The sequence below is a fragment of the Corynebacterium sp. MSK204 genome (genome assembly GCF_030229885.1).
In the GTDB taxonomy this organism is placed as follows: domain Bacteria; phylum Actinomycetota; class Actinomycetes; order Mycobacteriales; family Mycobacteriaceae; genus Corynebacterium.
Window position 1 is genome coordinate 1 of the sequence record NZ_JASPGQ010000025.1, and the last position, 10099, is coordinate 10099.

9 protein-coding genes are annotated in these 10099 nt (G+C 52.6%); 1 reads left to right on the forward strand and 8 read right to left on the reverse strand.

From position 1 onward, the window contains the following. Window positions 1-673: 673 nt before the first annotated feature. The 3 genes from tatC to tatA form a co-directional block, all read right to left on the reverse strand. Window positions 674-1438 (reverse strand): twin-arginine translocase subunit TatC, encoded by a 765-nt coding sequence (tatC, locus tag QP908_RS11265; protein ID WP_284772309.1) that lies wholly within the window; start codon window positions 1436-1438, stop codon window positions 674-676. An 89-nt stretch (window positions 1439-1527) separates the two neighbouring features. Next, window positions 1528-1794, reverse strand: a complete 267-nt coding sequence (locus QP908_RS11270; protein ID WP_023031162.1) for a hypothetical protein — start codon at window positions 1792-1794, stop codon at window positions 1528-1530. After that, entirely contained in the window at window positions 1787-1963 is a 177-nt protein-coding gene (gene tatA / locus QP908_RS11275) for a twin-arginine translocase TatA/TatE family subunit (protein WP_084538565.1), read from the reverse strand. Before tatA ends, QP908_RS11270 begins: the two co-directional genes overlap by 8 nt. A 471-nt stretch (window positions 1964-2434) precedes the next feature. Between tatA and QP908_RS11280 the strand changes: the two genes are divergently transcribed. Continuing rightward, window positions 2435-2701, forward strand: coding sequence for a hypothetical protein (locus QP908_RS11280; RefSeq protein ID WP_034658554.1), 267 nt, complete (start codon window positions 2435-2437; stop codon window positions 2699-2701). A 645-nt stretch (window positions 2702-3346) separates the two neighbouring features. On the opposite strand, the gene QP908_RS11285 is transcribed toward QP908_RS11280, so the two are convergent. The 5 genes from QP908_RS11285 to mobF form a co-directional block, all read right to left on the reverse strand. After that, the gene (locus QP908_RS11285) at window positions 3347-4789 is read right to left on the reverse strand and encodes a replication initiation protein (protein ID WP_284772310.1); all 1443 of its coding nucleotides are present in this window, start codon (window positions 4787-4789) and stop codon (window positions 3347-3349) included. Between the two features lie 315 nt (window positions 4790-5104). Next, window positions 5105-5371: a hypothetical protein gene (locus QP908_RS11290; protein ID WP_284772311.1), complete on the reverse strand. Its 267-nt coding sequence runs from the start codon at window positions 5369-5371 to the stop codon at window positions 5105-5107. Continuing rightward, complete coding sequence (locus QP908_RS11295) at window positions 5368-5958, reverse strand: AAA family ATPase (RefSeq protein WP_284772312.1); 591 nt, start codon at window positions 5956-5958, stop codon at window positions 5368-5370. Before QP908_RS11295 ends, QP908_RS11290 begins: the two co-directional genes overlap by 4 nt. 130 nt (window positions 5959-6088) lie before the next feature. Next, on the reverse strand, window positions 6089-6373 hold the full coding sequence (locus tag QP908_RS11300) for a ribbon-helix-helix domain-containing protein (RefSeq protein WP_502868911.1): 285 nt from the start codon (window positions 6371-6373) through the stop codon (window positions 6089-6091). Window positions 6374-6499: 126 nt separating this feature from the next. Further along, the gene (gene mobF, locus QP908_RS11305; protein ID WP_284772314.1) at window positions 6500-9925 is read right to left on the reverse strand and encodes a MobF family relaxase; all 3426 of its coding nucleotides are present in this window, start codon (window positions 9923-9925) and stop codon (window positions 6500-6502) included. Window positions 9926-10099 lie beyond the last annotated feature (174 nt).

Sequence of the window (10099 nt, forward strand, 5' to 3'; positions counted from 1 at the left end):
ACATAACCTGCCCCAGCATGGGGCTAGGATTACGAATCCTGGGCTCCTCCGAGCGGAACTGCTAACAACGTAATGGGCATGACTCTCCCCTCCGCCCCTGCCCGCACTACTGACTAGATAAAAGAATAGCCCGGATACTACCGTCTCGAGAAAATTTGGACGAATAGTCGCAACCGATGGGCCTGCAGAGGGCAATACTAGCCACTGCTATTCGGGCTTATAGAATCGATGCTTTCTTCGCTCTTGTAGGCAGCCAGCGCTAAAAGCAAGTGCTTATTTTTGGAAAAGAGATGATGCACGCCACTCGAATATACCTCGGCATAATAACGTCAGCACTAACATGTGTTTTCGCGTTTTCTGCCAACTGCCTTGAGTAGATGAGGACGAGCCGTGTGCCACGAAACACCCATTTTGGCATCACAGCCTGGCAGGCGGCTTATTCGGGTTTGGTGCAGTTGGATGGGACACCGCTGCTCTCTTTATGACAGAGCCACCAAAATGGCGGTTCTGTCACAGCCTCCCACTGTGTAATCTAGTCTTGATTCTGGGAGATGTAATGCAATTTGTGCTTGGTTTTGCCTGTGCAGTAGCGGCAGTATGGAAGCCAGAACTCTAGTTAGATTGGGTATCGGATGTAAGTATCAAATGCTGTGACAACGCTCTAACCTACGGCTTATAAAGCCCTAGCCTTTTTCTTATCATTTAATCTACAAAATAAAAATGATACTTCAAGAAGTAATATTAGACAGAATGTAAGTACGAGCATACTTATAACTTCTTGACCTGGAGAAAAAACGGCACCGATAATTGCGGTACCTACCCACACCAATCTCCTTTTCCCCTTAATGGCACTATATTTAAGTATTCCAAAATAGTTTAAAACTCCAACCATTAAAGGGATCTCGAAAGATGCGCCAAACAGAAGAATGAAATTCCGGACTATATTATAGTAGTCAGAACCATTTATGGCTGCTATTTGAAAATCTCGACCAACGCCAAGTAGGAAATCCAGCCCCTGTTCTAAAACAAAATAGGCCGTAAGCGCCCCCGCGATAAACAATAACGATGATATTGCGGCTATTGTAAGCGCAAAAACTTTTTCTGTTTTATACAATCCTGGGGCTATGAAGGCCCATAGTTGAGATAGCCATAATGGCGAGGAGATAACAATTCCAGCTAGAAGCCCTATCTTGAACCTTAGCATAAACATGTCGAACGGCTTTGTTGCCAACAGTTTACACTCGCCATTTGTAGAAAAGTCTGCCCTTAACTCTGAAGGCAGGGAGCAATAAGGGCCTCTTAAGATTTCCCCTAGAGGTGGAACATGGAAAAAGTTGTTTCCGTACCACCAATAACCAACTATTGATCCTAAAATCACAAATACAAGCGAAAGTATAATTCTTCTACGAAGCTCCGTAAGGTGGCCGACAAGCGTCATCTCTCCCTTATCGGCCTTATTGGTTGTCCCTTTCCGGTTTTTCGCTCGCATCAAACTTATTCGAAGCCTTGATTCTCAGGATCTGAGATTTATTTTTCCCAGTAGTTGAAATACCACTTATCGCCATGCTTGTGGCAGGTAAGGGAGACACCATAGCCCAGGAAACTATACCCGCTTCTTCCGGTCATACATTTCCAGAAGCCATCAATGTCCTTAGAGCGGTACTCTTTCCCCTTTGCGTAGTACGTAATAGATTCACCGGACTTTTGAGCTTCCGGAGTCGCTGCTCCAGCAACGGGGGCCGTGATTACCATCGCAGCAGCAGCAATGGCGGACACAAGTGCTTTCTTAGTCATTTTTCAACTCTCCTTTTTCTTCATCAGATGAAAGTTCACGAACTTCAGATCTAAGAACTCGGGCAGACTTTCCAACAGATCGCGCTAGTTCCGGGAGTTTGTTTGCACCGAAAAGGAGCATAATAATAAATAGTATTATTAATATCTCTGGGGCACCCAAGTTTGGCATATCCTACCGTCCGTTCTCAATGTACGAGGCTTTTCACTAATCGCAAGCCTTGATCATACACATGCAGAGGGCCACTGTATAGCGGAAAACACTGCACACTTACAGATTTTATTCTATTTGTTTCCCGCCTGAACTACTCCCACTAGTGGGTAACTGGTTTCCAGTATGACCGATGGGGGAACAATTCACTCCGACACTCCTCTTCGCGCACGGCCAATGCATGCATGCTCACAGGTCCTGTTTTCAACGAAAGGTCATTCCGAGTCGCCAGGAGCACCCAAAAGTTCAGAGCCTACCGTCTCTGACAAGATTCCTTCCGCTCTAAAGTCTAAGCACTCCACTGCTCCTGTAGTTATCTTGAAATCTTCTGTGCAGGAAACTTTCCGCCAGCCCCCCTGCGCAACAATAGGCCCTACCTATGCACACACGTTTTAACCTGCGCGACCGGTGGTCATCGGTTACTTTGAATCTATGGCTAAATACTTAAAAGCTGACCAACCCGAGAAAACCGCAATCCTCGAGCATCATCAAGACTGCACCATCGTCCAGCAAATCGGAACCGAAAAGGTAGAATACACCGGATGCAAGGACGTTTACGTATTCATGTCGGGAACGGTCCTAGTTCCAGGCATTAGCAGCGATATGGTTCTGAACTCAGCAGCGGGGCCGATCAAAATCACCCGCACCGGAAAAGATCCTGTTCCTAGTTTTGATTTTGATGAACCCGGAGAGATTTAGCCCCTCGTTAAATCTCCGTAACGATCAATGTATGTACTTGCGTTCTAGTGTGTCCTAGTGGCTATGCCTTCCGTCAAAGCCTAACGGTGACAATGCTATTTGGCTTTGTTGTTGATCGAAGGCTAGGAGTGAAAAGGTGACGGACATTGTTCATGAAGTCTAGGACACGCACCTGTGCGCCTTATTTATCAAAGCCCACGGGGATGCTGGAGACTACGAGTACGCGCTAGACGCCGCCAAACACCTGCAGGCAATACTGGCAGAATTGCCTGCTACTTCCCCACTGGCTCACGACGCCGGCATGCTCGCTAAGTTTGTGCGCGCGGCACAGAGGAGTTTTTCTCAGCAACGCCCCGCAGATAATCCAGATGAGCTTCTAGGCTTAGCCGCCAGTCTCAAAGAACGTTTGAAAGGGACTTAATAAAAGGAAACTCCCCAGTGCTTCCAACAATGAGAAACACTGGGGAGAAGCCACCTGCGGGGATGCAGGAGTCGTGGCACATGCGATAAACATTCCCCGTGAAGGTACTGGCTGCTGATGTCAAAGCTAGGCAAATAGAGAAAGGTTTTTCTTCATGCGAAGTTCTATCTAACTGCCTAGCGGCAGGGGAACCGTATATTGCTTACGGCATGTTCCACTTTTGGTTAGATAAGACCGGCCTCCCGCAGGGCTTTCAAATGGCGATTAGCCTGCTGCCGAGTAATGCCTAGTTCTTGGCCTACGGTTCGCCCTGAAGGAAGCTTTCCTGTCTGAGTCAAAAAGTCCATCGCTGTCGCTAGTACCCGTCCGCGGGTTCCTTTCCCTCGGCTCTGACGAAGTGCGTTTGCGGCGCGGAGCTTCGTACGCTCTGTCTGTGCGTACTCACCTTCGGGGTCTGTTTTCCAGCGTTGTGCTGCTTTCTGTCCGCCTCTGCGGCCCATGGTGGATAGTGCTTTTCGTTCGCTGCTGGTGGCTTTTCCTGGTGCGCTAGAGCCGCTGTAGGCCTTGCTCTTGGACTGGGTGACGTAGCCACGCACGCGACGTGCCATGGTTTGGCGGTCGCGCATGGGCGGCATCTCACTGTCACGGCCGGCTCCGCCGTGGGAGTGGGCGACGTTGTAGGCGTGCTCGTAGGCATCAATAATCGCCGCATCAGTCAGGCGTTGGCCTTGTTGGCGTAGCCGGTGACCAGTCTTAAGCGCGTGTTTAAAGGCGGTTTCGTCACGTGCCGCTTTTCCCTGAGTAATCCACAGCACGCGCACTCCGTCGATAAGCTCCGGATCGTATTGGTCGAGACCATCGGCGATTTCAGCATCTACGTCCTGGGCAAGAGCTTTAAATGCTTGGGCTTCCTCGCGACGGGTTTTAACTGCGTTGATAAGTTCCCGGCCAGAGGTAAATTGCTGGCGCGGGGCGGGGTTGAACTGGTCGTGTCCTGCCATGTCCCTTACCTGCTTTACCAAGTCTCCAAGACGCATCACCCTGTTGTGCTGCCTGTACCAACGATAGGCCGTAGGCGATTTACCTGTGTAGAACGGGTTGCGGCTAAAGCGGTGGGAGAAGTGAGGGTCGTGGTCTAAAAGCTCACCTAGTACGCGTGTGGTTGCTGCCAGTAGCTTCATCTGCGCTGATTTACCGCCACGGTCAGCGTAGACGGGGTCAATAAGCCAGATGAACTGAGCTTTCCCGTTAGTCGGGTTGATTCCCGCCCAGGCTGGCCCGATGTTGTGCGAAACGAGTGAGCGCACCACGCTACGTACATAGGGGTTTAAGTCCGCAGGGTCGCCGCCGGCTGTTCCTATCTGGTCGACGTCGACGACTAGGACGGCAGCGTACTGCTTACTGGTAAGCATGACGTACTCGCACCGTCCTAGAGCTTCGGTGTCGAAGCGATACATGCGTGGTGAGTTCGTGCCGTCAGCATTACGCATATAAGACTTGGAAAAATCCCGTCCGACAGACCCGTGGAGTACGTCGCGGCCTAAATGTGCGCGGAGCAAATCACGGTCGCTGGCGGATGCTGGGGTGTTATCCAGCCCGCCGCGGTCTGGTTCGACGCGGGTAGGTGTTTTAGTGTGCGCGTTTTGCGCGTAAGCCTGTAGACTCATGGCTGTGCTTTCTCCCAGGGGTGTTCTGGGTGATAAGCGAAAGTCACTGGGTTGCCGCCCGGTGGCTTTCTTCGTTTTTCACTGTCTTCCACCGACTCTAAATGACACCAGTGCCATTTAGCAGTCATGACACGCGAAGAATGCACCTTTACCTGCAGTTACGCATGGCTTTCCATGTGTAACTGTTTTCGTCTGCAGATCTACTTCCCCATTTTCTCGTGCGCATATTTACCATCACTGCGATGGGGATGGATTATCTAGAACTGCTGGGTTTACAGGGATGCAGCTTTACATCACCTGTATTTCTGTAAAACCTTATTTATTGTTGTGGACGTATTCTTCGAGGTAGTTGCTGACAATCTCGCGTATGGTCACGCCTTTTTGTGCGGCGATGACTTTGAGTTCTGAGTGAAGTTCGCGGTCAATTTCGACGGTCATCTTCTTGACGTAGTCGCGGCCGGTGGGCTGATGGAATGCGCCTCGTACTGTTTTCTTCTCCGCTGCCGGGGTCGGCTTTGCGGTTTTCTTTGACGAGGTTCGCGGGCCTTGTTGTGCCCTGGCGCGTTCTTTGCTGGTGCTCATTTCATCATCTCCATGAGTTCGTCTGCGACCTGTTCATAGCCGTGCATGTTTGGGCCTGGGCAGTAGCCGAAAGCTAGGTGCATGTCCTCGCGTAGCGGGATTTCGGTTTTAAAGTGGGGCATTTGTTCTGCATCAAGTGCTTCTCGTGCAGCATCAAGTGCGCTGGTTCCCTTCCTGGCGAACGTCAACAGGACTGCATGTGGTGTTCCGCTAACTGCGTCGCGCAGTTCCCACACGCGGGAGAGGTCGGCGGCAGCAGAACGGGTCGGAAGGATGATGAAGTCACTGACAGCGATTGCTGCTTCGATAGCGTTCTCGTCTCCTGGCGGGACATCGATGAACATGAATTCATCGTCTCCGACGAGTGCCGCTTGCCTATCAACGCGCTTGGGAATGGACAGCTCAACCTCAAACGGTAAAGGGTCGCTTCCGTCTTCCGCGCGTTCCGACCATTCCAGAGCTGAGCCCTGTCGGTCTAAGTCTGTGACAGTCACGGTCTTTCCTCGGTGGGCGAAAACCGTGGCGAGAAACATCGTTGTAGTGGTCTTGCCAACGCCACCTTTGGCGTTAATGGCGGTAATGATCATGGCTTCTCCTAAGTGGATGCGTCATTGCGTCTACTAGTTTACAGCTTTCAGTAAATACTGCTTTACAGGTCTACAGTCATACGGTCATACAGTTTACTGTAAATGCTAAACGTGCTGGCAGATGAGTATTTTAGTTCTCTTTAGCGTCATGTTCTACAGACAAACCGGCGAGCATGATGCGGTAAAACTCGTTTTCAATGCTCTTGTCTTCGAAGTCCGCTGCGACGTGTTCCCAGTGATATTCCTCTAATTGGGGCAGCATCGCAGTAACTGCCATCTTGAGGTAGAAGCCGCGACTGCGACCAGTACGGGCACACAAAGTATCTAAGCGCTCGATGATGTCTTCTGGCATCCGTACAGATACCACTCGTCCTGACTTGTGGGGGCCTTGAACCATGGCCGGGAGTCCTTTCATTTATTGATAAACAATGTTTACAGTTTGTCTTGCGGCAGTGTATATATTTTCCGCAGCGGTATCTCTCCACTGTGTAAACATTGTTTACCATAGACTCGGAGTCGGTGAGGAGGGGACGGATTTTTACTAAAGCTCCGGCCCTTCGTTGCTGGGGGCGTTGTCTATCCAGTTGTCTTGGTCATTGCCGTAGTCGTTATCTGCGGCAGCTTGCTGATGGATGCGGAATGCCATCTCGTCATCTGCGGTAGCGCTCATGCCGAGTGAGTCGAGGAAGTCCATAGACTTCTTCAGGCCTTGCATATCGCGACGTTGGGTAGACAGTGTGTCGAGTTCGGTCTCCAACTGGCGAATCGGGGTAGTAAAGCTGTCGCGATAGTCCACAGCTTGGTCGTAGTGCTGCACGACTTTATCGCGCAGTCGGATTGCTTCATCGAGGATTGCTTGATCCTCCTTGCCGTGGCGTAGTCTGCCGAAAAAGCCCCTCGCGTTCTTTTCTTCTGCAGACTCACGAACCACCTGCTCTTGCTGTTCGCACTGCTTCCCGAGCTGCTCAACCGCCTGGTTGGCTTGGTCGTACTCACCGCGCAGCGTCTCTAGCTGGGCGCTGACTCGGTCTATCTCAGTATCGAGGTGCTCCAGAGCATCGCCAAAGTCCTGTTCCTGCTGCTCGCAAGGGGATGCGAGCTCTGGCTGTGCCACCTCATCGGTACTGTCGGCTTGAGCGCGAGCATGGAAGTCGACGAAGCGGGCTTCGCGCTTAGCGGCAAACGCCTGCATGTAGGCACCCATCTCGGTGCCGGCAAAAGGACTATCAGTATCTATATGGGTAGGGTGATTGACAGTATCTATATGGGTAGGGTGATTGACCAGTTTGGCCAGTTCCCAGTCCTGTTTGGCCTGTCCAAATAGCGCTTGAGGTGTGCGGTCACCTTGGGCGCGCACACCTGCAGACACCAAGAGGTCGCGGGCGTACTCGGCAGACTCACGCCGAGAAACCTGGCGTATCTGACCGTGCCCGGTCTCGGTATCTCCCGGTTGAGCCTCGGCGATGTAGAGGAAGTTACCTTCGCGTCCACGGGTCATAGGCACGTAAACGCTAGCTTTATCCAGGTTTCCGACACCAGCGACGACACGGGACACATCCACGGTCGCGCCTTGGGAACTATGCCCGGTAGCGGCATAACCAAGTTGGGCATGTTTTTCCAGGTAGTCGCTATTTAACGTCACTGTGGCAGAAGTATCGTCACATCGACGGGCAGTAATCGAGCCGTCATAACCGATGGAATCAACAACCCAGCGTTGACCATTGCGCACCATATCCCCGCTGCTAGTAATCAGCTTCGAGTCATTGCGACGAGTCAGGACTACATCACCAACGCCAGCTTCCAGACCATCAGACAAGCACAATCGGTTCTCGGCGTTAATCTCACCACGCTCGGCGCGAATCTTCTGTGCCGCAGCATTAAGCGCGGTGACCTGGTCGCGAGTGGAAGCAACCAGCAATGACTGCTTGCCTGCGGCAGTATCCTCGCGCCACCCAGCCAAAGCATCGTCCATCATGGCCGTTACCGAACCAGCATGCAGGCGCTCATGGCGCATATACCACTCGGCGGCACGGGAAACGTCTGCTTCTTCTCCACCGCGCAACCACTTCGATGCTTCACGCTCACCGGAATCACGCTGACGGAACACCTCGGTTAGTTCGACCGCGTCGGGAAGCTCATGAGACAAGGTAGCCAGCAGACCAGAGCGTGCCTTAACCGCCGAATACTGCTCTGGATCACCGACAAAAACCACACGCGAACCTGCGGCACTAGCCGTCTCCAGCACGCGATTCATATCCGGGTTAGACACCATGCCGGCTTCATCTACAACTAGGACAGTGTCCTGGCCCCACCCCAACTTCACCGCTGTTTGCTCCGGTGTCAGCTCGTCTGTGCCAACATATGCGCGGGCAATCGTCATGGATTCATCAGCCACATTCTCGCCCACCATCACATCAGCAGCCTTACCAGTCGGTGCCAGCCCCACGACGTGTTTACCGGCCTGGTTCCATGCCTTGTGCGCTGCTTTAAGTGAAGACGTCTTACCGGCACCGGCAGGCGCGACTACCACAGAAGCCAGATAGTCAGAGCTGACAACCGCCCGCATAGCGTCCGCCTGGGCAGGTGATAGTTCGCCTTCAACCGGCTGGATCGACTCGGAATTAACCCCGCGCTCAACCCGTACGGTAGCCATATCAACTACTCGTTCAACCTCGTCGACAACCTCGACAGTGGTGTACTTCTGCGAACCTTCGCGCTGGGTATTATCCAGCTCGCGGGATTTCTCCGGAGTCACCGACCACGTTCCTTTTTCACCCAACGCGGCATCGACAAGCCGCTCCACAGTGGCAGCCATATCCAGCGGAGAAACTGCGCCAGGGCGGATAAGTTCCGCTGCTTTTTCAGCTACATCGGCACGAGTAAACGTGGAGCGTTCTGCGATAACCTCGGCCAAAATCTGGGCAGGTTTCGGCCAGAAATCCTCCCCCAATTCACGCGAGGCCGCTTTACTTCTTGGCTCCAATCCGTCCACAAACGCACGCACCGTTGCGCCATGTTCGGCACTAGCCCACTCGGTTTCTAACTCGTCTAGTGGAGTCTCGGTGTCCTTAGTGCGGCGGGTGATTTTCTGCGCGATGCGCTCATACGCCGCCCGCGTCTCTAAACCATTCTCGGCCTGCCATTGGTCAATCTCGCGCGCCCTAGTTGAATACGACGCAAGCAATTCTGGGTCATCAAGACCGACGATTTCCGCGCACCCATTGACCACATCACCGAACTCCACACCAAGTTTTCGACTCAGAATTTCGCGCACCGTGGCCTGATACACCATGCCTGCCGCACGCGCTTCGTGATACAAACTAACCCCATCCAGAGTGCGAACCTTGCCGTCCTGGCACAACTGCTTATTCGCCAACAACACGTGGGAATGGACGTGAGGATCACCCGCACGTGAAGTTCGGTGTTCATATTTCACGCCAGAAATACCCGCCAATTTTTCAAGGATCAGACGCTTCTTTGACGCAGCAGGGTCTTGCTTTCGCGTATAGCCGGCATGCTCTGACAAGTAATCCAATGCCTGACTTACTGCCGCCTGGTGGGCTTCATCAACGATGCTACGAACCGAAGAATCAGCACCCATGCCCCACAACAATGAAACAGATTTCGGCGCACAAAACGTCAGATCGAACCCCGGAACCCCTTTATCCCCGAGAACTTTTCCAAGCCCTACACCACTCGGAGCAACCGCCTTATTGAACCAATTCTCAACTGTTTTGCCCGACACAACAGCGCCGTTTTCGGCACCCAAAAACGCCGAAACCTCGGCCACTTTTTCACCCCGAAGCCACACCGAAGCTGGCTGCTTTCCGTCCTCGGAATAGTACGAATCCGGCCCTCGATCCTCATCAACCGTGGACTGATAATAGGCCACAGAATGCGCGCCCATCTTCGCGATAGTCAGCACGCACACCACCTCCTCTAACCAGCACGGTGAGCATCTGAACACCCCTAAGCACTTCTAGTGCAAATGTACCATGAACTAAATCGCTTGCGCTCTAGTTGAGCGAGGAGAGGAGCAGTCATTTCGACGGCGCTGGTCGTGTCAGGCAATCGCTAGCGGTAACTGCGAGCGTCAGGATGTGACAATCACACGGGCCCCGGAAGTCGCGCACGCGACTTC